This window comes from Micrococcus sp. HMSC31B01 (assembly GCF_001816085.1).
In the GTDB taxonomy this organism is placed as follows: domain Bacteria; phylum Actinomycetota; class Actinomycetes; order Actinomycetales; family Micrococcaceae; genus Micrococcus; species Micrococcus luteus.
The window spans coordinates 1-22,200 of record NZ_KV825099.1 but is presented as its reverse complement, the minus strand read 5'-3'; the positions used below and the strand labels follow the sequence as shown (position 1 = coordinate 22,200).

General features: G+C 71.9%; 19 protein-coding genes and 2 pseudogenes. 12 read left to right on the top strand and 9 right to left on the bottom strand.

Annotated elements, in window-relative coordinates:
* Window positions 1-699 (top strand): annotated as a pseudogene (locus HMPREF3105_RS05775) (MFS transporter); the annotation flags it as partial.
* 19 nt (window positions 700-718) lie between these two features.
* Here HMPREF3105_RS05775 and HMPREF3105_RS05770 read toward each other — a convergent pair.
* From HMPREF3105_RS05770 to iolD, 5 genes are all read right to left on the bottom strand, one after another.
* Window positions 719-1,915 (bottom strand): Gfo/Idh/MocA family protein, encoded by a 1,197-nt coding sequence (locus tag HMPREF3105_RS05770; RefSeq protein ID WP_256375209.1) that lies wholly within the window; start codon window positions 1,913-1,915, stop codon window positions 719-721.
* A complete protein-coding gene (locus tag HMPREF3105_RS05765) occupies window positions 1,912-2,781 on the bottom strand; it encodes a sugar phosphate isomerase/epimerase family protein (protein ID WP_070708960.1) in 870 nt (289 codons plus the stop codon). The genes HMPREF3105_RS05770 and HMPREF3105_RS05765 overlap by 4 nt, the downstream gene beginning before the upstream one ends.
* 93 nt (window positions 2,782-2,874) lie before the next feature.
* Window positions 2,875-3,813: a TIM barrel protein gene (locus tag HMPREF3105_RS05760; RefSeq protein ID WP_070708959.1), complete on the bottom strand. Its 939-nt coding sequence runs from the start codon at window positions 3,811-3,813 to the stop codon at window positions 2,875-2,877.
* Window positions 3,814-3,829: 16 nt separating this feature from the next.
* Window positions 3,830-5,326 carry a CoA-acylating methylmalonate-semialdehyde dehydrogenase gene (locus HMPREF3105_RS05755; RefSeq protein WP_070708958.1) on the bottom strand — a complete coding sequence of 499 codons (1,497 nt, stop codon included), beginning with the start codon at window positions 5,324-5,326 and terminating at the stop codon, window positions 3,830-3,832.
* Between the two features lie 68 nt (window positions 5,327-5,394).
* On the bottom strand, window positions 5,395-7,323 hold the full coding sequence (gene iolD / locus HMPREF3105_RS05750; protein WP_070708957.1) for a 3D-(3,5/4)-trihydroxycyclohexane-1,2-dione acylhydrolase (decyclizing): 1,929 nt from the start codon (window positions 7,321-7,323) through the stop codon (window positions 5,395-5,397).
* Between the two features lie 342 nt (window positions 7,324-7,665).
* On the opposite strand from iolD, the pseudogene HMPREF3105_RS13495 reads away from it, so the two are divergent.
* The 10 genes and pseudogenes from HMPREF3105_RS13495 to HMPREF3105_RS05710 form a co-directional block, all read left to right on the top strand.
* Window positions 7,666-7,989, top strand: a pseudogene (locus HMPREF3105_RS13495) (Gfo/Idh/MocA family protein); the annotation flags it as partial.
* 277 nt (window positions 7,990-8,266) lie between these two features.
* Window positions 8,267-8,854: a Gfo/Idh/MocA family oxidoreductase gene (locus tag HMPREF3105_RS13490; RefSeq protein ID WP_245231887.1), complete on the top strand. Its 588-nt coding sequence runs from the start codon at window positions 8,267-8,269 to the stop codon at window positions 8,852-8,854.
* Between the two features lie 39 nt (window positions 8,855-8,893).
* Complete coding sequence (locus tag HMPREF3105_RS13485; RefSeq protein ID WP_246830339.1) at window positions 8,894-9,106, top strand: hypothetical protein; 213 nt, start codon at window positions 8,894-8,896, stop codon at window positions 9,104-9,106.
* Window positions 9,097-9,897: a sugar phosphate isomerase/epimerase family protein gene (locus HMPREF3105_RS05740; protein WP_246830338.1), complete on the top strand. Its 801-nt coding sequence runs from the start codon at window positions 9,097-9,099 to the stop codon at window positions 9,895-9,897. The genes HMPREF3105_RS13485 and HMPREF3105_RS05740 overlap by 10 nt, the downstream gene beginning before the upstream one ends.
* A 406-nt stretch (window positions 9,898-10,303) precedes the next feature.
* Window positions 10,304-11,329 (top strand): 5-dehydro-2-deoxygluconokinase, encoded by a 1,026-nt coding sequence (gene iolC, locus HMPREF3105_RS05735; RefSeq protein WP_070708956.1) that lies wholly within the window; start codon window positions 10,304-10,306, stop codon window positions 11,327-11,329.
* A complete protein-coding gene (locus tag HMPREF3105_RS05730) occupies window positions 11,329-12,225 on the top strand; it encodes a Cgl0159 family (beta/alpha)8-fold protein (protein ID WP_070708955.1) in 897 nt (298 codons plus the stop codon). Before iolC ends, HMPREF3105_RS05730 begins: the two co-directional genes overlap by 1 nt.
* Window positions 12,226-12,246: 21 nt before the next feature.
* Window positions 12,247-13,113, top strand: coding sequence for a 5-deoxy-glucuronate isomerase (iolB, locus tag HMPREF3105_RS05725; RefSeq protein ID WP_070708954.1), 867 nt, complete (start codon window positions 12,247-12,249; stop codon window positions 13,111-13,113).
* A 47-nt stretch (window positions 13,114-13,160) separates the two neighbouring features.
* Window positions 13,161-14,198 carry a Gfo/Idh/MocA family protein gene (locus HMPREF3105_RS05720; RefSeq protein WP_070708953.1) on the top strand — a complete coding sequence of 346 codons (1,038 nt, stop codon included), beginning with the start codon at window positions 13,161-13,163 and terminating at the stop codon, window positions 14,196-14,198.
* A gap of 147 nt (window positions 14,199-14,345) precedes the next feature.
* Window positions 14,346-15,821, top strand: coding sequence for a sugar porter family MFS transporter (locus HMPREF3105_RS05715; RefSeq protein ID WP_070708952.1), 1,476 nt, complete (start codon window positions 14,346-14,348; stop codon window positions 15,819-15,821).
* 196 nt (window positions 15,822-16,017) lie between these two features.
* Complete coding sequence (locus HMPREF3105_RS05710) at window positions 16,018-16,779, top strand: GntR family transcriptional regulator (protein WP_070708951.1); 762 nt, start codon at window positions 16,018-16,020, stop codon at window positions 16,777-16,779.
* 13 nt (window positions 16,780-16,792) lie between these two features.
* Here HMPREF3105_RS05710 and HMPREF3105_RS05705 read toward each other — a convergent pair whose 3' ends face one another.
* Both HMPREF3105_RS05705 and HMPREF3105_RS05700 read right to left on the bottom strand, forming a co-directional pair.
* Window positions 16,793-17,464, bottom strand: a complete 672-nt coding sequence (locus HMPREF3105_RS05705; RefSeq protein ID WP_070708950.1) for a carbonic anhydrase — start codon at window positions 17,462-17,464, stop codon at window positions 16,793-16,795.
* Complete coding sequence (locus HMPREF3105_RS05700; protein WP_002854501.1) at window positions 17,461-18,051, bottom strand: DUF4245 domain-containing protein; 591 nt, start codon at window positions 18,049-18,051, stop codon at window positions 17,461-17,463. Before HMPREF3105_RS05700 ends, HMPREF3105_RS05705 begins: the two co-directional genes overlap by 4 nt.
* Window positions 18,052-18,158: 107 nt before the next feature.
* On the opposite strand from HMPREF3105_RS05700, the gene glpX reads away from it, so the two are divergent.
* Window positions 18,159-19,181, top strand: coding sequence for a class II fructose-bisphosphatase (gene glpX, locus HMPREF3105_RS05695; RefSeq protein WP_070708949.1), 1,023 nt, complete (start codon window positions 18,159-18,161; stop codon window positions 19,179-19,181).
* A 23-nt stretch (window positions 19,182-19,204) separates the two neighbouring features.
* Here the strand turns inward: glpX and manA are convergent, their stop codons facing one another.
* Window positions 19,205-20,449 (bottom strand): mannose-6-phosphate isomerase, class I, encoded by a 1,245-nt coding sequence (gene manA / locus HMPREF3105_RS05690; RefSeq protein WP_070708948.1) that lies wholly within the window; start codon window positions 20,447-20,449, stop codon window positions 19,205-19,207.
* Window positions 20,450-20,490: 41 nt separating this feature from the next.
* Window positions 20,491-22,083 (bottom strand): LCP family protein, encoded by a 1,593-nt coding sequence (locus HMPREF3105_RS05685; RefSeq protein ID WP_246830337.1) that lies wholly within the window; start codon window positions 22,081-22,083, stop codon window positions 20,491-20,493.
* Between the last annotated feature and the right edge of the window lie 117 nt (window positions 22,084-22,200).

The window sequence follows — 22,200 nt, the reverse complement described above, 5'->3', positions numbered from 1 at the left end:
GGGGCGTGGGCCGTGGTCGCGCTCGCCCCCGTGGCGGCGTGGGTGCTGGTGGTGCGGCGCACCGGTCGCGACTTCCCGGCGGTGGACGACGGCCGCAGCCGCGGGCCCTCGCTGCTGCGCTCGCCGTCCGCGATCGCCCTCACCGTGGTGTTCGGCCTGCAGTCCATGAACGCGTACGTTCAGTTCGCCTGGCTGCCGCAGGTCCTGCGCGACGCCGGGCTGGCGGCCGGCACCTCGGGCTCGGTCGTCGCGGTCATCTCGGCCTGCGGCGTGCTGGGGTCGCTCCTGATGCCCACGGTGATCAGCCGCTCCCGCTCCCTGGTGCCGTGGATCGTGGCGTTCGGCCTGGTGACGGCCGTCGGCTACCTCGGCCTGCTGATCGCACCCGTGGCCGGGGCATGGGTGTGGGCCCTCATCCTGGGCCTGGGCGGCTTCGCGTTCCCCACGGTGCTGGCGCTGCTGCCCGCCCTGAGCCGGGATCCGCACGTCACCGCGCGACTGTCCGGCTTCGTGCAGCCCCTGGGCTACGTGCTGGCCGCGATCGGCCCGTTCGTCGTCGGCCTGGTGCACCAGGCCACGGGCGGCTGGACCGTCGCGCTCGTCCTGATGGCCGGCTCCGGGGTGCTGATGGCGCTCACGGGCCTGCGCGTGTCCGGCCGGACCCTCGTGGACGACGAGCTGGCCGCCGCTCGGCGCTGAGCTGCGGCGGCCGCCGGCGTCAGCCTACCGGCTCCACCTGCTCCCACGCGCGCCGGGCGGCCGAGCGGCCGATCGCCTCGCCCACCAGGGCCGCAGAGAGGGCGTCCTGGGCGGTGGGCGCCTGATGCGTGCCGTGGACGACGTCGGAGAGGAACTGGGCGCACTCGACGGTCTTGAGGTCGTCGAAGCTCATGGGGATGCCCGGGCCGGGCTGGAAGCGGCCGTAGTCGCCGTGGCCCTCGGAGGCCAGCACGGTCACGTAGCCGTGCTCCTGCCCGCCCTCGCCGATCATCACCTCGAACTCATTCATGCGCGTGAAGGACCACCGGGCGGAGCCCTCCGTGCCGTACACCTCGAGGGCGTAGTCGCTGCGGTGCCCGCGGGCCACGCGGCTCGCCTCGAGCGTGACCGCGGTGCCGTCCTCGAGGCGGGCCAGCGAGGCGACCCAGTCCTCGTTGTGGACCGGGCCCGTTTGGTCCCCGAGCACCATGCCCCCGTGGCCGACGCCGGCCGTGAGTGGGATCGGCCGCTCCCGGATGAAGACGTCGGTCTGCGCGCACACCTCCGCCACCCGTCCGCCGACGACGTGGGTCACCAGGTCGATCCCGTGGGAGAGCAGGTCCCCGATCACGCCGTTGCCGGCCTTCTGCCGGTCGTACCGCCACGTGAGCGGGCCGTGCGGCGAGGAGGCGTAGTCGGCGTAGAGCCAGCAGCGCACGTTGGTGATCCGCCCCAGCCGCCCGGCGGCCACCAGGGAACGCAGATGCGCCACGGCGGGCGCATGCCGGTAGTTGAACCCCACCGCCGTGGCCACCCCGTTGTCCTGGGCGGCCTGGAGGATGCTGCGGGACTCCTCCGCGCTCACGCCCATCGGCTTCTCGATCCAGAAGGGCCGGCCCGCCTGCGCGGCGCGCACCGCGAGCTCCCGATGCAGGAAGTTCGGCGAGCAGATGGACACCACGTCCACCGCGGGATCCGCCAGGGCGTCCGCGATGTCCGCCGCGGCCCGCCCGAAGCCGAACTGGGAGACCGCGGCCTCCTGGTTCTCCGGCAGCGGGTCAACGGCGACCACGAGCCGGGGTCGGATCCCGAGCTCCGGATACCGCATCGGCATGCGCTGGTACGAGGCGGTGTGCAGCCGGCCCATCCATCCCAGGCCGACGACGGCGACGCCGATCTCCCGCGGCTGTCCCGCCGCGTGCACCGGGGCGCTCACTCCCCGCCCATCTCGTCCAGGATGCGCCCGCGCATCCGGCGATGGATCGCGTCGGCGTCCTCTTCCCAGCCGAACACGCACACGGAGACCGCGCCGTTGTACCCGCGCTCGCGCAGTGAGGAGAAGGCCCGGTCCCAGTCGATCTCGCCCTGGCCGATCTCGTTGTGCTGGTGGACGCGGACGTCCGCCCCGGGCGGGTTGACGATGTAGCGGTTGCCCACGTGGGCGGTGTGGTCCCAGACGTCCGCGATGTGCAGGTGCCGCAGGCGCTCGCCGGCGTAGTCCAGCATCTCGCCCACGTCGCGGGCGCCCCGTCCGAGGTGGAAGGCGTGGGGGAAGCAGAACTGGTAGTTGAACCAGTCGCGGTCCACGCCCCGCACGATTTGCACCGCGCGGTCGTTGTCCTCCACGAAGTCGTAGGGGTGCGCCTCGACGGTGCACTCGAGCCCGTACTTCTCGAAGACCGGGACGAGCTCCTCCATGGAGCGGTAGAACTGGTGCTCGCTCGCCCGCGGCCGGGTCGGGTCGCCCGAGAACTCGGTGGCGATCAGGGGCACCTCCAGGGCGTCGGCGATCTCGAGCAGGCGCGTCCAGTTGCGCACCTGCGCCTGACGCTCCTGCTCATCGGGGCTGGCCCAGTCGAAGACCGGATTGAAGGACCAGATCTTCACGCCGGAGTCCTTCATCGCCTGGCGCACCTCGGCGATCTGGTGACGGTCGACCTTGGGGTAGTGGTGCCACTCGTGGAAGTCGGCGCGCGGGGAGAGCTCGAGGTACCGGTAGCCGAGCTCGGCGGCTTTGTGCAGCTCCTGCGCCACGCTGAGCCGCGGGTGGTACATCGAGGGATCCAGCAGGACCTTGACCATGGTCCTCCTCATTTCTGGTCGGGGGCCGCAGAGGGCCGGGGAGGGAGGGCGGCGCATGCCCGGCCCGGGGAGGCCGGGCCGGGCACGCGGGGCTCATTTCAGGCCGAGGCCGCACTCTGCGAGGAACTCGCGGGTCTTGATGGCGTTCGGCAGGGGAAGGGACGGGTCGCAGGGGTACAGGTCCTGCTCGCAGATCACGTACAGCTCGCGGTCGAGCGTGGCGAGCTTGTCGATCAGGTCCTTCATGTCCGGCAGCCCCGCCGGTGGGCGCACCGAGGCGCCCTTGGCGACGGCCTCCCCGAAGGGCCAGTCCTTCTCGTGGGCCTCCCGGGTGATGCCCGGGTCGAAGGCCTTGATGTGGACGTAGCCGATGCGCTCCGGGTAGTCCTCGATCATCTGGATCGGATCGCCGCCGCCGTACACGATGTGTCCCGTGTCCAGGCAGAAGCTCACCACGTCGGGATCCGTGGCCTCGAAGATCCGGGCGATCTCCTCGGGCGTCTCGATGTGGGAGTCGCCGTGCGGGTGCAGCACCATCTGCAGCCCGTAGTCCTTCTTGAGCAGGGTGCCCAGCCGGTTAGCGTTCTCCACGTACAGGCGCCAGGCGTCGCCGGTCAGCTCGCGCTGGTCGACGAACTCCCACGTCTTGTCGTCGCGGTAGAGCGGGGGCAGGTGGACCATGTACTCAGCGCCCACGGCCGCGTGCGTCTCGGCGATGGCGCGGAAGGTCGCCTCGGTCTCGGCCCAGGCCTCTTCCTTGTGGAGGATGCCCCAGCCGGTGCCGGCGACGACGCGGAAGCCGTGCTCGTCCATCACGGACTGGAGTTCCTTGGCGTCCTGGGGGAAGTAGCCCCACGGGCCGGTCTCCATGATGCTGAACCCGGCCTCGGCCATCTCGGCCAGGGCGGTGCGCCACGGGATCTGCTTCTCGTCTTCGGGGAACCAGACGCCCCACTGGTCGGGGCAGACGCCGATGGTCAGCTTGTCGTAGGGCGCCTCGGGGTTGCGAGAGCGGTCCGGTGCTGCGGTCATGGGAGGGGTCTCCTGATCAGTCGTGCGTCGGGAAGTTCATGGACGCGGCGACACGGGTGTCCGGCTCCGGCCAGCGGGTGGTGATCGCCTTCTGACGGGTGTAGAAGGAGACGGCCTCCGGGCCGTGGGCGTGGTGCTCGCCGAACAGCGAGTCCTTCCAGCCCCCGAAGGAGTAGTAGCCCACGGGCGTGGGGATCGGCACGTTGACGCCGATCATGCCCACCTGGACCTCCTCCTGGTAGCGGCGCGCCGCATGTCCGGAGGCCGTGAAGATCGCCGTGCCGTTGCCGTAGGGCGAGGAGTTCACCAGGTCGATCGCCTCGTCCAGGGTGTCCACGTGCATCACCACGAGCATCGGGCCGAACACCTCGTCCTTGTAGGCGCGGGCGTCGCGGGGGACGTCGGTGAGCACGATCGGGCCCACGAAGTTGCCGTTCTCGTGGCCGGGCACCACGAGGTCGCGGCCGTCGACGACGACGGCCGCCCCGGCCTGCTCGGCCTCGGTGGTCCAGTCGATGACGCGCTGGCGGGCCTCGGGCGTGATGACCGGGCCCATGTCGGTGGCCGGGTCGCTGCCGGGGCCGACGGTGATCTTCTCCGCCTCGGCCGTTATCGCGGTGACGAAGTCGTCGTGGGCGGCGCCCACGGTGACGGCCACCGGGACGGCCATGCAGCGCTCGCCGGCGGAGCCGAAGGCGCCCGCGGCCACCTGCGCGGCGGCGAACTCGATGTTGGCGTCCGGCATCACCACGGCGTGGTTGTTGGCCCCGCCCAGGGCCTGCACGCGCTTGCCCGCGGCGGAGGCGGTGTCGTGCACGTGCTTGGCGATCGGCGTCGAGCCCACAAAGCTCACGGCGGAGATCCCCGGGTGCTCGCAGAGGGCGTCCACGACGTCCTTGCCGCCGTGCACCACCTGGAAGACGCCGTCCGGCAGGCCGGCCTCCTGGTACAGGCGGGCGACGATGTTCGAGGCCTCGGGGTCGCGCTCGGAAGGCTTCAGGATGAACGCGTTGCCGGTGGCGATCGCGATCGGGTGCATCCAGAACGGCACCATGGCCGGGAAGTTGAACGGGGTGATGCCCGCCACCACGCCGAGGGGCTGACGCGTGGTGTGGCCGTCGACGTCCGTGGAGATGTTCGCCGAGAAGCCGCCCTTGAGGTCCTGGGTGATGGAGGTGGCGAACTCCAGGGTCTCGAGGCCGCGTGCGATCTCGCCCTTGGCGTCGGCGACGGTCTTGCCGTGCTGACGGGAGATGACCTCGGCGATCTCGTCGGTGTGCGCGATCACGAGGTCGCGCATGCGGTAGAGGATCTGGGTGCGCTTCGACAGAGAGGCCCGTGCCCAGTCCTTCTGGGCAGCGGCCGCGGCCTGCACCGCCTGGTCCACCGTGGCGGCGTCGCCGATCTGCAGGGTGCCGATCTCCTCGCCGGTGGCCGGGTTGAGGATCGGCTGCGTGGGGCCCGTGCCGGTGAGCTCCGCGCCGTCGATCCAGTGGGTGACGTTGCTGGTCATGCTGTACTCCTCAGGATGATTCGTCGTTCGTGCAGGGCTGCACGCCTGGTGCGGCGTGCGGGGGACGGTCACAGGTAGTGGCGCTGCGCGCTCCGCTTTCGCTCATACGTCACGCGGGCTGTGCGGGTCGACTCGAGGCGGGAGACCTCGGAGACGGGCACGTCCCACCAGCCGATGCCCGGGGGGTGGGGGCCGTGGAGATCGGTCTCGACGACGATCGCGTTCGTCATGGGGTTCTGCTCGGCCGCGCGGTAGGCTGCTCGGAAGTCCTCCGTGCTGCGCACCTCGGCCACCTCGATGCCGTAGCTGCGCAGGTTCGCGGCGATGTCGAAGGGGACGTGGCCGCCGTCGAGCAGGCCCGTCTCCGCGTTGCGGTTCCGGTACTTCGTGGCGAAGCGCTGGGAGCCGAGGGACTCCGAGAGCGCCCCGATCGAGGCGTAGCCGTGGTTCTGGATGACGACCAGGACGACCTTGACGTCCTCTTGCACGATCGTGGCGATCTCCTGCGGGGCCATCTGGTAGGTGCCGTCCCCGACGATGGCAACGACCTCGCTCTGCGGCCGGGCCATCTTGGCGCCGAGGGCGGCCGGGATCTCGTACCCCATGCAGGAGAACCCGTACTCCAGGTGGTACTGCACGGGGCTCGTGGCGGTCCAGAGCGCCTGGAGGTCGCCCGGCATGGAGCCGGCGGCGTTGATGACGATGTCCTCGGAGCCCATCATCGCGTTCAGCGCGCCGAAGATCTCCGTCTGCGCGGGCAGCTCCTGGTCGTGCGGGGCGAAGCAGGGGGCCGAGCGCTCGGCCCACGCTGCCTTCAGCTCCGCCACGTGCGTGCGGTACGCCTCCTCGGTGCGGTACCCCTCGAGGGCCGCGGTCAGGGCAGTCATGCCCTCCCGCGCGTCGGCCACCACCATGGTGGCCGAGTGCTTCGCGGCGTCGAAGGCCTTGACGTTGATGTTCACGAACCGCACGTCCGGGTTGCGGAACGCGGTGTGGGAGGCGGTGGTGAAGTCCGTGTACCGGGTGCCGACGCCGATGATCACGTCCGCCTCCGCGGCGAGGGTGTTGGCCGCGTCGTTGCCCGTGGAGCCGACGCCGCCGGCGGAGAGCTCATGGGTGCCGTTGATCGCGCCCTTGCCGGCCTGCGTGTCCACCACGGGGATGCCCGTGGCCTCGGCCAGGGCCGTGAGCTCAGCGCTCGCCTCCGCGTAGATGACGCCGCCGCCGGCGACGATCACGGGGCGCTCGGCGGTGCGGAGCACCTCGACGGCGCGCTCGAGCGCGGCCGGCTCCGGGACGGGGCGGGCCACGTGCCAGGTGCGCTCGCGGAAGAACTCCACCGGCCAGTCGTGGGCCTCGGCCTGCACGTCCTGGGGCAGGCAGAGGGTCACGGCCCCGGTCTCGGCGGGGTCGGTCAGCACCCGCATGGCGGCGAGCGCAGAGGGTATCAGCTGCTCGGGTCGCCAGATGCGGTCGAAGTAGCGCGAGACCGGGCGGAAGGCGTCGTTGACGCTCACGTCCATGGCGCGCTCGTCCTCGAGCTGCTGCAGGACGGGGTCCACGGCGCGGTTGGCGAACACGTCGCTCGGCAGCAGGAGCACGGGGATGCGGTCGATCGTGGCCAGTGCGGCGCCCGTGACCATGTTCGTGGAGCCCGGGCCGATGGACGGGGTGACGGCCATGGTCTGCAGGCGGTTCGTCGTGCGCGCGAAGGCGACGGCGGTGTGCACCATGTTCTGCTCGTTGCGTCCCTGATGGAGGACCAGGGGGTTCTCCCCCTCGGCAGGCTCCACCGCGTTCTGGAGCAGCGCCTGGCCGACGCCGGCGACGTTGCCGTGGCCGAAGATGCCCCAGGCGTCCGGGATGAGGCGCTGCCGCAGACCGTCGCGCTCGCTGTACTGCACCGAGAGGAACCGGACGAGCGCCTGACCGACGGTGAGGCGGATCGTGCGCGGCGCCTCGGCGGGTGTGCCGGGCTCGGCGGGTGGGGCGTTCATGAGACCTCCGTAGGGCAGATGTCTGCGTGCAGATGTCCGCGAGAGTGAGCTGGGACATATTCAGCATGGCTTGCCGGCCTGCCCGTGTCAAGCATTTGTCAGGACAAGAGGCGGGGTCGTGGCGGCGCCAGCCGTCAAAGCCCTCCGGTGCGAAGTGCCCGAATTTCCTGCTTGATCGGCCAGTGGTGTGTGTTAGCCTCCCCGCATCAGTATGATCCACGTCACATTACGCGGCCCAGTGGCGTCGAATTTGTCGTTACACGAGAGTGCTCACGCCTCGGTGCTCGGCTCGGACTCTCCGCGCCCTCCGGGCCCACCGCCCGCCCCTGATGAGAGGACCCCATGACCATCCAGCAGCTCTCCGTGGCCGTCATCGGCGCCGGCATGGCGGGGCAGACCCACGCCAACGCCTGGCGGCAGGCCGACACTGTCTACCACCTCGGCCTGCCGCCGGTGCGCCTGCGGGCCATCGCGGACGCCCACACCCCCTTCGCCGAGGATGCGGCCCGGCGTTACGGGTATGAGAAGGCCTACGGCTCCTGGCAGCAGGTCGTGGAGGATCCCGAGGTCGACATCGTGTCGATCGTCGTCGGCAACGCCCTGCATCGGGAGATCGCGGTCGCCCTCGCCGAGGCCGGCAAGCACGTCCTGTGTGAGAAGCCGCTGGCGGACACGCTCGAGAGCGCCCGCGAGATGGCGGACCTCGAGGCCCGTCACCCCGGCCTGGTCCTCGCCACCGGCTACACGTTCCGGCGCAATCCCGGGGTCGCCCAGCTCGCGCGCCTCGCCCGGGAGGGCCTCCTGGGTGACGTGGCCCATCTGGACGCCCGGTACTGGTGCGACTACGGCGCCGACCCCCGCGTGCCCATGGCCTGGCGGTACACGGGGCCGATGGGCGCTGGGCGACGTCGGCTCGCATCTGGTCGACTCAGCCGAGTTCGTCATGGGCCCGATCGCGGAGGTTTCCGGCGCGCAGCTGACGCAGACGATCAGGCAGCGCCCCGTGGCCGCGGATGTCGTCGCCGGCGGCCGCGGCGTCGCGGCTGGGGAGGACGCGCCCCTGGCGGCGGTGGAGAACGACGACGTCGCGACGTTCACCGCGCGGTTCGCCAGCGGCGAGGCAGGCACGTTCTCCTGCTCCCGGGTCGCCTTCGGGCATCCGAACTCGATGCAGCTCACGGCGCTCGGCACCCGGGGCACGGCCGCCTGGGACCTCGCGCGCACTGGGGAGCTCCGCCTCGCTGACGCAAGCAGCCCGGACGGGCTCGGCGGCTTCCGCCAGGTGCTCGCGAACCCCTCCTTCCCGTACTTCGCGCGGGGCTCGTCCATGGCCTTCCCCGGCGTCGGGCTCGACCAGATCTCCCAGTTCACCTATCAGGCGCACGCATTCCTCCAGCAGGTCGCCGGGATCACCGGAGAGGAGGCGCTTCTCCCCTGCGCGACCTTCGCCGACGGCTACCGGCAGATGCGGATCCTGGACGCTGTCGCGCGCTCGGCGGCCTCCGGAGGCGCCGCCGTCGCCATCGACTGACCCGCCGACCACCGCCCCGCTCCAGAAAGGAGCCCACCCATGGCCCTCACGTATGGCGCCTACACCGCCTGCCTCCAGGACCGTCCTCTCGAGGCCGCCCTGGACCTCCTCGCCTCCCTCGGCCTCACCGGGGCGGAGGTGAACACGGGCGGCTTCTCCCGGCGCCGCATGTGCCCGTGGACCTGCTCCTCGCCAGTGCGGATGCGCGTTCGGCCTTCCTGGAAGCCTTCGCCGTGCGGGGCATGGCGCTGAACGGCCTGATCGTCTCGGGGAACCCGCTCTCCCCCCTGCCCACGGAGGGTGTCGGCCATGCGGAGGACCTCCGTCGGACCATCGAGCTCGCGGGGCTGCTGGGCGTCGGGGACGTGGTGGCGATGTCCGGCACCCCGGGGTCGGACGAGGGGGCGCGCCGCCCGAGCTGGGTGGTGAACCCGTGGAACGGCATCGACCTGGAGACCCTGGAGTACCAGTGGTCCGTGGCGGTGCCCTTCTGGAAGGAGATGGACGCCCTCGCCGAGGCCGCGGGGGTGCGCATCGCCTTCGAGCTGCACCCGCGCAACCTCGTGTTCTCCCCGCTGACCTTCGAGCAGTTCCTGGCGCGCGTGGAGCCCACGAGCATCGGCGTCAATCTCGACCCCTCGCACCTCTTCTGGCAGCAGATGGACCCCATCGCCTGCATCGAGCGACTGGGGAGTCACCTCCTGCACGTGCACGCCAAGGACACGGCCGTGCTGCCCGATGTGGCCGTGCGCGGGGTGCTCGACACCGCCTTCGACCCCGTGCCGGAGGACCCGGCGCAGCGGGTGCCGGTGGGCGTGCGCCACTACTGCAGCACCTGGCCGCAGGACCCGGCCTGGCGTTTCGTGGCGCTGGGGGAGGGGCACGACGCCGCGTACTGGTCCCGCTTCCTGGCCGCCGTCGCCGCGGCGAACCCCGACGCCGCCGTGAACATCGAGCACGAGGACGCGGCCCTGGGGCGCGAAGAGGGGCTGCGCCGCGGGGCCCGGACCCTGCTCGAGGCCGCCCGCATCGCCGGCGTCTGACGCCACCGCCGCCGAAGGGGAGGACCACCGAGCCGCCCGTCCTCATCCCCCGCAGGGCTACGCCGCGGAGCAGAGGCAGGCCGGCTATGCCGCGCTCACCATGCACCCGCGCGCCGTGGGCCTGGTGGGGCCGGCGGACCTGATCGTGTCTGAGACCGGCAGCGAGCGCGAGGACTGGCCGTCCGGCCACGGGTGTGCCCAGTTCCTCACCAGGGAGCTCTGAGGGCCGCTCGGGGGGACGCGCCGGGGACTCGGCGGAGATGGGAAGGATCGGGTGACAAGCGAGTAACTATGTATGGACAAAGTCTCGGAGGGGTGGCAACATGATGTACATCACATCGGCCCGACCCCCGATCTCCGGCTCCGGTTGGAGACGACGCATGGACGCAGAGAGGCGAGAAAGCCATTGACCACACCTGATCTCGACATCATCACCCTCGGCCGCAGCGGGGTGGACCTGTACCCGCTGGAGATCGGCAAGGGCCTGGAGGAGGTCGCCAGCTTCGGGAAGTTCCTCGGCGGCAGCCCCACCAACGTCGCCGTGGCCGCCGCGCGGCTGGGCCACACCCCCGCCGTCATCACCGGGGTGGGGGAGGATCCCTTCGGCCGCTTCGTGGTGCAGGAGATGGAGCGCCTCGGCGTGTCCAGCCGGTTCGTGGTGCGCGACGGCGACCTGAACACGCCCCTGACGTTCTGTGAGATCTACCCGCCGGACGACTTCCCCCTGTACTTCTACCGCCGGCCCAGCGCCCCGGACCTGCAGGTGGCCCCGGAGCACCTGGACCTCGACGCGATCCGCGCGGTGCCGCTGTTCTGGTTCTCCGGCACGGGGTTCTCCGCGGAGCCCAGCCGTGCGGCCCACTTCGCCGCGCTCGAGGCACGCGGTCGCAGCACCCACACCGTGTTCGACCTGGACTACCGGCCCATGTTCTGGGACAGCGTGCAGGACGCCCGCGCGTGCTACCGCGAGGCCCTGCAGTACACCACCGTCGCCGTCGGCAACAAGGAGGAGTGCGAGGTCGCCGTCGGCGAGACCGAGCCGGAGCGCGCCGCGGACGCGCTCCTGGACGCCGGCGTCGAGCTCGCCATCGTCAAGATGGGCCCCAAGGGCGTGCTCGGCAAGACCCGGGACCGACGCGTGGAGGTGGCGCCGAACGCGATCCAGGTGATCAACGGCCTGGGCGCCGGGGACAGCTTCGGCGGCTCCCTGTGCCACGGGCTGCTCGCCGGGCAGGACCTCGAGACCATCCTGATGCGCTGCAACGCGGCGGGCGCGATCGTCACCACCCGCCTCGAGTGCTCGACGGCGATGCCCACCACGGAGGAGATCGACCTCCTGATCGCGGGCGGCGACCCGAACCACGGACAGACCATCGAAGAAATGCTGACCGCCCTGCGCAACCGGGGCGTCACGGACCGGGAGGCCCACTGATGAGCGGATTCGTCACCACCTACGAGGACATCACCCGCGTGCGGGTCGAGGAGCCGCAGCGCATCGCCCAGCTCGCGGCCCAGCGCCGCCGGCGCACCGTCGCCGACACCGACGGCTCGATGATGATCATCGCCGCGGACCACCCGGCCCGCGGTGCGCTCGGCGCCGGCGGCCGGCCCACGGCGATGGCCAGCCGCAACGAGATGCTCGACCGCATGCGTGAGGCCCTCGCGGTGCCCGGCGTGGACGGGGTGCTGGGCACCGCCGACGTCCTGGAGGACCTCCTCCTGCTCGGCGCCCTCGAGGGCAAGATCGTCTTCGCGTCCATGAACCGCGGCGGGCTGCAGGGCGCGTCCTGGGAGATGGAGGACCGCTTCACCGCGTACGATGCCGCGTCCATCGCGGCCGCCGGCTTCGACGGCGGCAAGATGCTCACCCGGATCGACCTGACGGACGACCGCACCTCCTTCACCCTCGAGGCCACCGCGAACGCCGTCAACGACCTCGCCCGGCACGAACTGATCGCCATGGTGGAGCCGTTCATGAGCTCTCGCCCGGGCGGTCCCGGCACGAAGGTCGTCAACGACCTGACGCCGGAGGGCGTCATCACGTCCATGCACATCGCCCAAGGCCTCGGCACGACGAGCGCCTACACGTGGCTGAAGGTGCCAGCAGTGCCGGACATGGAGCGCGTCATGGACGCGACCACCCTGCCCACCGTGATCCTCGGCGGCGACCCCGTGGGCCAGGACCCGGAGAGCGTCCGCGCCATGTGGCAGGCCGCGCTGGACCGCCCCAACGTGCGCGGGCTCGTGGTGGGCCGGACCCTGCTGTACCCCCAGAACGACGACGTCACCGCCGCGGTCCGCACCGCGGTGGAGATGATGGGCCGCTGAGCGGCCGGCGAGGAGCGCATCGTGAACGATCTGCATCTGCCCGCGGGCTCCACGGCCCGGGGCGCGTTCGACACCGTCGTGGATCCGGGAGCGCGCCAGGACTGGGTCCACACCGGCCTGCGGGTGCTCGCCCTGGCCCCGGGCCAGTCCGAGGCGTGGACCGCCGAAGGCGTTGAGGCGATGGTGGTGCCCCTGCAGGGGGCGTGCACCGTGGACGTGGAGACCGGTGACGGGGTCGAGGGCGCGGGCCGCTACGCGCTGCGGGGCCGTCCGGACGTCTTCGCCGGCCCCACGGACGTGCTCTACGCGCCCGTCGGCTCCCGCCTCACCGTGACAAGCGAGTCCGGGGGCCGCTTCGCGCTCGCCCTGGCCGTCGCGGACGCCGCCCACCCGGTTGCCCTGATCCGCGTCGAGGACATCCCGGTGGAGACCCGCGGGGGAGGGGCCATGACGCGCCAGGTGCGCAACTTCGGCACCGTCGGCTCCTTCGACGCCTGTGACTCCCTGATCGCCTGTGAGGTCATCACCCCGGGAGGCCACTGGTCCAGCTACCCGGCGCACAAGCACGACGAGACGGTGGACGACCCCGAGCACCCGGAGTCGGAGCTGGAGGAGATCTACTACTACGAGATCGCCCCGTCCCCTACGGGAGGGCCGGGCTTCGGGTACCACCAGACCACCTCCGCGGACCCGGCCCGTCCCCTCGACATCCTGGCGGAGGTGCGGGCCGGCGACGTCGTCCTCGTGCCGCACGGGTGGCACGGACCCTGTGCCGCAGCGCCCGGGCACGACATGTACTACCTCAACGTCATGGCCGGCCCCGCTCCGGAGCGGGCCTGGCACATCACGGACCATCCGGACCAGACCTGGGTGCGCGGCACCTGGTGACCCCGTCGCGGGCAACGCCGCCCGCCACGCGAAGAGAGAGACCTTCCATGAACCACACCCCCTCGCCCCTGCCCCAGGACGTCCGCGTCGGCGTGATCGGCGTCGGCCAGATGGGTGCCGACCACGTCGCCCGCATCACCGAGCGCATCAAGGGTGCCCGGGTCAGCGTCCTGACCGACTACTTCCGTGACAAGGCGAAAGAGCTCAGCGCCTCCGTCCCCGGCAGTCGAGTGGTGGACACCGCCGAGGAGCTCATCGCCGCCGACGACGTCGACGCCGTGCTGATCGCCAGCCCGGGGATGTTCCACAAGGGCCAGGTGCTGGCCTGCATCGCCGCGGACAAGCCCGTGCTGTGCGAGAAGCCCCTGGCCATGAACCCCCAGGACGCGTATGCCGTGGTGGAGGCCGAGCGGGCGGCCGGGAAGTCGTCCGTATCCGTCGGCTTCATGCGCCGCTTCGACGCCGAGTACGCGGAGCTGAAGGACGCCCTCGACGCCGGCGAGCTCGGCCAGGTCAGCGTGATCAACTTCAAGCACCGCAACGCCCACACGCCGGCCGGCTTCGTGGACAGGATGATGGTCCACGACTCGGCTGTGCATGAAGTGGACGCCATCAGCTTCTTCCTCGAGGAGCCGGTGGTGGAGGTCCAGACGATCCTGCCGCTGGCCGGTCCGCGCGCCGAGCCGGGTCAGCACGACCCCATGATCTTCCTGTTCCGCACCGCGTCCGGCCGGATCGTGACTGACGAGCTGTACGTGAACACGGCGTCGGGCTACGAGGTGCGAGCCGAGGTCCTCGGCTCCGAGGGGATCTCCACGATCGGCCACAGCGTCGCCCGGGTCACCACCCAGAAGCCCGGCGGCCAGTGGGGCGGCACGATCCCGGACTCCTTCGTCCCGCGCTTCGCCGCCGCCTACGACGCCGAGGTCCAGGCCTGGATCGCGGCCGTGCAGTCCGGTGCCGGTGTCGCCCCCCGCTCCGCCACCGCATGGGACGGCTACCTCGCCGCCGCCGTCTGCGAGGCGGCAGAGATCTCCCTCACCACGGCGGGGTTCGTCCCCGTGACCGTGCAGCCCCGTCCCTGACGACGCGGCGTCATGGCCGCCGCGGATCCCGCGACGGCCGCAGCCTCAGCACCACCACTCCAGCATCGATCCGTACGTCGTGCAGGGCCGTCCCCGTCGGGGAGGCCCGTGGCGTGCGGGTCCCGCTGACCGACAAAGGAGCCACCCATGTCCCACGGGGCACCCCTCATCTCCTCCGGGGAGAGCGACACGCTTCCGCCGCTCACGCCGGGCCACTACCAGAAGCGCCTGGGCGTCGTCGCGCTGATCGCCACGCTCGGCGGCCTGCTCTTCGGCTACGACACGAGCGTCATCAACGGAGCCGGCGGCTTCATGACCGAGGACCTCGGTCTCGGACCGCTGGACCTCGGTGTCGCGGTGAGCGCACTGCTCTTCGCGGCCGCGGTCGGCGCGCTGACCGGAGGCCGTCTCTCGGACGCCATCGGTCGCAAGCGGACCATCCTCCTCCTCGCCGTGCTGTTCCTCGGGGGCGTGGCGATCATCGTCCCCGCCCCCAACCTGGGCTTCATCGTGGCCGGCCGCATCGTCCTGGGCTTCGCCGTCGGCGCGGCCTCCGTGGTGATCCCGGTCTACCTCGCCGAGCTCGCCCCGTACGAGATCCGCGGATCCCTCGCCGGCCGCAACGAGATGATGATCGTGATCGGCCAGCTGCTGGCCATCGTGATCAACGCCATCCTCGGCAACCTCTGGGGTGCGCAGTTCCCGGGGATCTGGCGGGTGATGTTCGCCTTCGCCGGCATCCCGGCACTCCTGCTGCTGCTCGGGCTGAGCCGACTGCCGGAGTCCCCGCGCTGGCTCATGGCCCAGGGGCGGGAGGAGCAGGCCCTCGGCGTCCTCGAGCAGATTCGCCCGGAGGGGCGCGCCGCCGCGGAGCTGGCGGTCATCGAGGAGTCCCGCCGCAAGGAATCGCGCGAGGCCTCGCTCGGCGCCGGGGCCATCTTCGCGAACAAGAACCTCCGCAAGATCCTGCTCATCGGCTGCGGCCTCGCGTTCTTCCAGCAGACCACCGGCATCAATTCGATCATGTACTACGGCGAGCGTGTCCTCGAGGACGCCGGATTCGCCCGGAACGGCGCGCTCATCGCGAGCATCGCCCCCGCGGTGATCGCGGTCGTCGGCGCCGTGATCGCGCTGAGGATCATCGACCGCGTCAGCCGCCGCAAGACCTTCCTGTGGGGCTACGGTCTCGTGGCCCTCTTCCATGTGCTCATCGGCCTCGCCGCCGTCCTGGTGCCGAACGACAGCGCGATGAAGCCCTTCCTCCTGCTCCTGCTGATCACCCTGTTCGTCGGCTCGATGCAGCTCTTCCTCAACGTGGCCACGTGGGTCACGCTCTCGGAGATCTTCCCGCAGAAGATCCGCGCGTTCTCGATGGGCGTGTCCGTGTTCGTCCTGTGGACCTCGAACGCGCTCCTGGGCCTGTTCTTCCCCCAGCTGATCGCCACGGTGGGGCTGTCTGGCTCATTCTTCCTCTTCGCAGCGCTGAACGTGGTCGCGTTCTTCTTCTCCCTGAAGTGGGTGCCGGAGACCCGGGGCCAGACCCTGGAGCAGCTGGAGGAGGACGTCACGACAGGTGCGATCCACCTGCGGCACATGCCTCAGCCCTCCGGCACCGGGGTGTGACCCGAGGGCGTCACGGATCGCCGCAGCCCGTCCCAGACGGGTCGGGCGGCACACGCCACGGTCTAGCGGCCCGGGGTCCCCGCCCCGGGCCGCTGGACCGTGTGATATCCAGAGGGGGCGGTGACCGACCCGCCCGTCGGGTGGGGACGGCGGGGGAGGGCGCATCACCGCCCCTCCAGGACCAGACGAGTGAGGAATGACCGTGGCAGATGTCGACGGACCCGCGTCCGTTCTTGAGCTGGCCGTCGACCGCGACGCCGCGACCCCCCTGTACCTCCAGCTGGCGCGGGCCATCGAGGACGCGATCCGCGACGGCCGCCTCCAGCCCGGCTCCCCCCTGGAGAACGAGCTCGGGCTGGCCAAGCGGCTGGGCCTGTCCCGCCCCACCGTCCGCCACGCCATACAGGAGCTCGTGGACAAGGGGATGCTGGTGCGCAAGCGCGGCGTCGGCACCCAGGTGGTGCGCGCCCCGATGAGCCGGCAGGTGGCGCTGACCTCCCTGGCGGATGACCTCCGGCGGGCGGGGAAGAACCCCCAGACCGAGGTGGTCGAGTACCGGCTGGGCCGCCCGGGGGCCCGGGAGCGCGAGATCCTCCGGCTCGGCGCCCGCGAGCAGGTGCTCGAGATCCTGCGCATCCGCTCCGCCGAGGGGGAGCCCCTCGCCGTGATGCGCAACGTCCTACCGGCACGGAACGCCCCCAGCCGGGACGAGCTGGTGGAGAAGGGCCTCTACGCCTGCCTGCGGGAGCGGGGCATCACCACGGTCCTTGCCCACGAGACCATCGGGGCCACCGTGGCCGACGAGGAGCTGGCGGACTTCCTCGACGAGGCCGAGGGGGCTCCGCTGCTCACCATGGAGCGCACGGCCTACAGCAACGACGGCAAGGTCGTGGAGTACGGGCGCCACGTGTACCGGGCCTCCCGCTACTCGTTCTCCGTGACGCTCGTGGACTCCTGACGGGTCGGCGGCCTCAGACCTCGAGGTCCCCCAGCACGCGGCCGGGCTTCGCGGTGCCCTCGGACAGCGAGTAGGTGAGCCCGACGACGGCGGTGCGCCCCGACTCGACGGCCGCGCGGACGGACTGCGAGGTCTCCAGGAGGTGGTCGCAGGTCTGGTCCACGTGCTCGGCCACGAACTCGTCGACCTCCTCCAGCCCGCGGCGACGCCCGGCCAGCACGGACGGGATGATGCGCTCCACGAGGGGGCGCACGAAGCCGCGCGGCATGGTGCCGGAGATGTAGGACTCGACCGTCGCCGTGACGGCGCCGCACGAGTTGTGGCCCAGGACGATGACGAGCGGGATCTCCAGCACGTCCACGCCGTACTCGATGGAGCCCAGCACGGCGTCGTCGATCACGTGGCCGGCCGTGCGCACCACGAACACGTCGCCGAGGCCGAGGTCGAAGATGATCTCGGCCGCCAGGCGCGAGTCGGCGCAGCCGAAGATCACGGCGACCGGGGCCTGACCGGCGGTCAGGTCGCTGCGCCGCTCGGCGTTCTGGTTCGGGTGGCTCGGCTCGCCCGCCACGAAGCGGCGGTTGCCCTCGGCGAGGACCTCCCACGCCTCGGCGGGGGTCAGGTCGGAGGTGGGGACGACGACGTCGGGGGCCGGCGTCGTCTCGGGGCGGGTGTGGGGGGTCATCGGGTCTCCTTCGCGACGCCGTGCGCCAGGTCTTCGAGGACGGCCTGGTCGCCGGTGGTGGTCAGCACCACGGTGCTGCCGTCCACCTCCGCCACGAGCCGTCGCTCCGGCTTCTTCGGATCGGCGTGGAGGTCCCACGCGATCCCGTCGATCTCGATCGTCTCCGACGTCGGGACCTGGTCCACCCGCAGGCTCACCCAGGTGGGGTCGACGTCCTCGGCCTGCTGCAGGCCCGCGAACACCGTGTCCGTGACCACCCAGCCGACGTCCCACGTGGAGACGCCGTCCAGCTTCTGCAGGCGGGCGTAGTTGGCGTACCAGGACTCCGGTACCTCGGGCGCCAGGGCCGGCAGGTCGCCGTCGTCGTGGGGGATCGTGGCGGCCTCGGCGGCGACGTCGACGCGGTCCTCACGGGGCCGCTGCGGCGGCTCCGGGTTGAGCAGGAGGACCACGGCCACGATCGCCAGCAGAGCCGCCAGGGAGAGCACCATGGCCATCCACGGCTGCCGGGCCCGCTGCGCCTGCGTGGCGGTCAGGACGGGACGGGGGGCGGGGGCGTGGGGGTCGGCGGAGCTCACGGTCAGCATTGTGCCACCCACGGGAGGCCGCCCCCGTAGGATGAGGACCGGGGCAGAGCCGCCCTCACGCCCCGTCTCGTGCGGACGGAGCGCCGCGAGCAAGGATCGGAGCAGCGATGACCAGCGCGTCCTCGGAGAAGACCGGCTACGAGAATCACGTCCCGGACCGCAACCTGGCCATGGAGTTGGTGCGGGTGACCGAGGCGGCGGCCATCGCCGCGAGCCCCTGGGTGGGCTACGGGGACAAGAACAAGGCGGACGGCGCCGCGGTGGACGCGATGCGCGCGTTCATGGACACCGTGGCCATGGACGGCACCGTGGTGATCGGCGAGGGCGAGAAGGACGAGGCCCCCATGCTGTTCAACGGCGAGCAGGTCGGCGACGGCTCCGGCGCCGCCGTGGACGTGGCCGTGGACCCGATCGACGGCACCCGCCTGACCGCCATGGGCTACAACAACGCGCTCTCCGTCTTCGCGGTGGCCGAGCGCGGCACCATGTTCGACCCGTCGGCCGTGTTCTACATGGACAAGCTCGTGGTGGGCCCCGAGGCCGCCGACTTCGTGGACATGCGCCTGCCGGTGAAGCAGAACGTGAACCTCGTGGCCAAGGCCCTGGACAAGCCCGTCTCGCAGGTGACCGTGTGCGTGCTGGACCGCCCCCGCCACGAGGGCCTGGTCAAGGAGATCCGCCAGGCCGGCGCCCGCGTGAAGTTCATCCTGGACGGCGACGTCGCCGGCGCCATCGCCGCCGCCCGCCCGGGCACCGGCGTGGACATGATGATGGGCATCGGCGGCACCCCCGAGGGCATCGTCACCGCGTGCGCGATCAAGGCCACCGGCGGCATCATCCAGGGCCGCCTGGCCCCCACCAACGACGCCGAGAAGCAGAAGGCCCTCGACGCCGGCCTCGACCTCGACGCGGTGCTGACCACGAACGAGCTGGTCACCTCCGACCACTGCTACTTCGCGGCCACCGGCATCACCGACGGCGACCTGCTGCGCGGTGTGCGCTTCGCCGACGGCCGCGTGCACACGCAGTCCATCGTGATGCGCTCGTCGTCCGGCACGGTCCGCACCGTGGACGCCGAGCACGACGTGAAGAAGTGGTCCAAGTGGCTGGGGGACCGCGACGCCCGCTGAGCCCGCGGGCCGGTCTGCCGGGCTCAGCCCCGCGGCAGGCCGGCCACGTGCACCGTCGCCGGGGCGCCGGCCGCGGCGCGGACGGCCAGCGGGCCGGACGCCGTCTCCGCGGCGGGCAGGAACACGGCCTCGCCCGGGCCCAGCTCGATCTCCTGGCCTGCCAGGGCCAGGCTCGCCGTGCCGCGGGTGACCACCGCGATCCCGGGCCCGTGCACGTCGAGCCCGTGGACGGCGTCGTCCTCGAGCGTGGCCTGGAGCAGCTCGAACTCCTCGAACGGCGGGCGGAAGGCCACCACGGAGTCGGCCACGCGCTCGGGCTCGGTGGAGGGCACCGGCAGCGCCTCGAAGGTGACCACGCGGCGCAGCTCGGGCACGTCCACGTGCTTCGGGGTGAGCCCGCCGCGCAGCACGTTGTCCGAGGCCGCCATGACCTCCACGCCCAGCCCGTGCAGGTACGCGTGCACGTTGCCGGCGGGCAGATGGATGGCCTGACCCGGGGCCAGGTCCACGCGGTTGAGCAGGATGGCCACCACCACGCCGGGGTCGTCCGGGTGGTGCTGGGCGACCTCGAGGGCCGTGGCCAGCGAGGGGTCGCGCTCGGCCAGGTCCGGCGCGGCCCGCAGCACGTCCACGACCTGCGCCACGGCGCCGGGGGCGCCCCACACGGAGTCCGGGTCGAGGATCGAGGTGAACGCGTCCTCGAGGTCCCCGGCGGCGAGGGCCTGGCTGATCCGGGCGGCGGCGACGGCGACGGCGGACGTGTCCCCGTCCGCCCGCTCCGTGAGGGCGCGGGCCAGGGCCTCGAAGCTGTCCGAGGAGACCTCGGGGGAGCGGAAGCCGCACATCGCCGAGAAGGGGGTCAGCGCGAGCAGCATCTCCGGCTTGTGGTTCGCGTCCCTGTAGTTGCGCTGCGGGGCGCCGACCGGCACGCCGGCCGCCTCCTCCGCGGCGTATCCCGCGCGGGCCTGCTCCAGGGTGGGGTGCGCCTGGATGGACAGCGGGGCGCCCGCGGCGAGCAGCTTCATGAGGAAGGGCAGACGGCCCTCCGGTGCGGCGGGCCCGAGGCAGTGCTCGGGGTCCCCGGCCACCACCTCGTCCAGGCCGACGTGGGCACCGTCCGCCACGACGGCGACGCACGGGGCGCTCGGATGGTCGCCCAGCCACAGCTCGGCCTCGGGGCGGCCGGTGGGCTCGCGTCCCTGCAGGTCGGCGAGGAGCGTGGGGGAGCCCCAGGCGTAGTCACGGATCACGGGCTTCAGGACGTGCATGCGCCCAGCCTAGGTCAGCCCGTCGGCCCGCGCGTCGCGCCTCACGGGGCGGGGACGCACAGCCCGTTCGTCGAGGACGCGTGGTTCAGCACGTCCTCCTGGCCCAGGTCCTCGGCCGTCATCAGGTCCTCGGCGGTGAAGGGCTCGCCGTCGGAGCGGGTCGGCGGGGCCGGCCACGTGGCCGGGTCGTCCTCGTCGACGTCGGGGGTCTGCGTCTCCTGCGCGACGACGGCCAGCACGGTGAGCAGCGGCGTCGCCGAGACCCCGGTCGGCTCCGATCCGGCGGTTGCGGACTCATCGGCCAGCATCTCGTCCACGCGGCGGTGGACGAGGTCGTAGTCGGGGTAGGTGGTGAAGTGGGTGCCCGTGTCGCCGAAGTCGGGCGGGCCGATGGTCAGCCGCCGCATCTTCTGGCCGCGCGAGCGCTCGGCGAGGTCCGCGAACGTGCCGAGCTGGGACTGCGGCAGGTCGGTGGTCACGATCTGCTGGCCCGCCGCGAGGATCCCCTCGAAGCGGGTGAGCACGGTGGCGGGGCTGAACTGCTCCAGCATCGCCGCCTGCATGCACTGCTGCCGGCGGATGCGGGCGTAGTCGGTGGACCAGTGCCGGGAGCGGGCGAAGGCGAGCGCGTCGTCGCCGTTGAAGTGGTGGGTGCCCGGCTCCCACCAGATGTTGCCCCAGGCGCCGTCGGGCCGGACGCCGCGGTGCACCACGTAGCCGCCGCTGACGACGTCCACCCCGCCCATGGCGTCGATCAGCTGGGCGAAGCCGCCCATGTCCATGAGGGCGTAGCCGGAGACGTCCAGGCCGAGGATGCCGCCGGCGGCGTCCTTCATGGCCTCGGCGCCGGGGTGTTCGGCGTCCGGGTAGAGGTCTGCGTGATGCTCCTCCACGTCCGTGTAGAGGGCGTTGAGGATGCACTCGTCGCCGCAGTCGAAGCCGTTGGGGTACACGTCCCACAGCGGGGAGCCCTCGACGAACGGCGCGTTCTGGAGATTGCGGGGCAGGGAGAACATCACGATGGCGCCGGTGCGGGCGTCCACGGAGACCACGTGCATGGAGTCCGGGCGCAGCCCCTGGCGGCCCTCGCCGGCGTCCGCGCCCAGGACCAGGATGTTGTAGCGGCCCTCGGCCTCCGGGACGGCCGGCCCCTCCTGGAAGACCTCGCCGAGCGCCCCGCGGCTCGTGTTCGCCGCCCAGCCGCCGTAGAGCAGGGCGCCGCTGGTGAGCACGAGCGCGAGCGCGGTGACCGCCGCCGTGATCTTCCGCGCGCCGGGGGCGAGCAGGTGCGGCCGGATCAGCCGGAACGTGTCCACCCACAGCACCGCCCAGCCCACCGCCAGCGCCGCCAGGACCACCGCCAGCCCGAGCAGCACGCCGTCCCGGGCCATGAGCGAGATCAGGCTCGCGCGGGAGACCAGCCACCACAGCAGCCCGAGGATCAGCACGGCCCACACGGTGACGGTGACCCGCAGCGCCACGCGGCCGAGCCGGCGGCTGCCGGCGACGAGCTGGGCGCCGCCGGGGACCAGCAGGGTCAGGGCGGTGAGGATCAGCGCCCGGCGGGTGCGCTCGGTGGGGGAGGCGACGCGTGGATCTCGGAGCGGGTCGGGCTGCGCGTGACCGGCGGGCACGGATCCGGTGGCGGGCGACATCAGCGGTCGGCGGCCATCCGCTCGCGCAGGCGGGCCCCCTTGGCCCGGGCCTGGGCGTTGAGCTCGTCGGCGTGCTCGGCGAGGGCGGCGCGCAGG

Excerpts from the sequence above, each read along its gene's own strand:
- HMPREF3105_RS05765 (WP_070708960.1), bottom strand. The coding sequence starts at position 2,781 with ATGGTCAAGGTCCTGCTGGATCCCTCGATGTACCACCCGCGGCTCAGC.
- HMPREF3105_RS05760 (WP_070708959.1), bottom strand. The coding sequence starts at position 3,813 with ATGACCGCAGCACCGGACCGCTCTCGCAACCCCGAGGCGCCCTACGAC.
- HMPREF3105_RS05755 (WP_070708958.1), bottom strand. The coding sequence starts at position 5,326 with ATGACCAGCAACGTCACCCACTGGATCGACGGCGCGGAGCTCACCGGC.
- iolD (WP_070708957.1), bottom strand. The coding sequence starts at position 7,323 with ATGAACGCCCCACCCGCCGAGCCCGGCACACCCGCCGAGGCGCCGCGC.
- HMPREF3105_RS13490 (WP_245231887.1), top strand. The coding sequence starts at position 8,267 with ATGGGCCCGATCGCGGAGGTTTCCGGCGCGCAGCTGACGCAGACGATC.
- HMPREF3105_RS13485 (WP_246830339.1), top strand. The coding sequence starts at position 8,894 with ATGGCCCTCACGTATGGCGCCTACACCGCCTGCCTCCAGGACCGTCCT.
- HMPREF3105_RS05740 (WP_246830338.1), top strand. The coding sequence starts at position 9,097 with ATGGCGCTGAACGGCCTGATCGTCTCGGGGAACCCGCTCTCCCCCCTG.
- HMPREF3105_RS05730 (WP_070708955.1), top strand. The coding sequence starts at position 11,329 with ATGAGCGGATTCGTCACCACCTACGAGGACATCACCCGCGTGCGGGTC.
- HMPREF3105_RS05720 (WP_070708953.1), top strand. The coding sequence starts at position 13,161 with ATGAACCACACCCCCTCGCCCCTGCCCCAGGACGTCCGCGTCGGCGTG.
- HMPREF3105_RS05715 (WP_070708952.1), top strand. The coding sequence starts at position 14,346 with ATGTCCCACGGGGCACCCCTCATCTCCTCCGGGGAGAGCGACACGCTT.
- HMPREF3105_RS05710 (WP_070708951.1), top strand. The coding sequence starts at position 16,018 with ATGACCGTGGCAGATGTCGACGGACCCGCGTCCGTTCTTGAGCTGGCC.
- HMPREF3105_RS05705 (WP_070708950.1), bottom strand. The coding sequence starts at position 17,464 with ATGACCCCCCACACCCGCCCCGAGACGACGCCGGCCCCCGACGTCGTC.
- HMPREF3105_RS05700 (WP_002854501.1), bottom strand. The coding sequence starts at position 18,051 with ATGCTGACCGTGAGCTCCGCCGACCCCCACGCCCCCGCCCCCCGTCCC.
- glpX (WP_070708949.1), top strand. The coding sequence starts at position 18,159 with ATGACCAGCGCGTCCTCGGAGAAGACCGGCTACGAGAATCACGTCCCG.
- manA (WP_070708948.1), bottom strand. The coding sequence starts at position 20,449 with ATGCACGTCCTGAAGCCCGTGATCCGTGACTACGCCTGGGGCTCCCCC.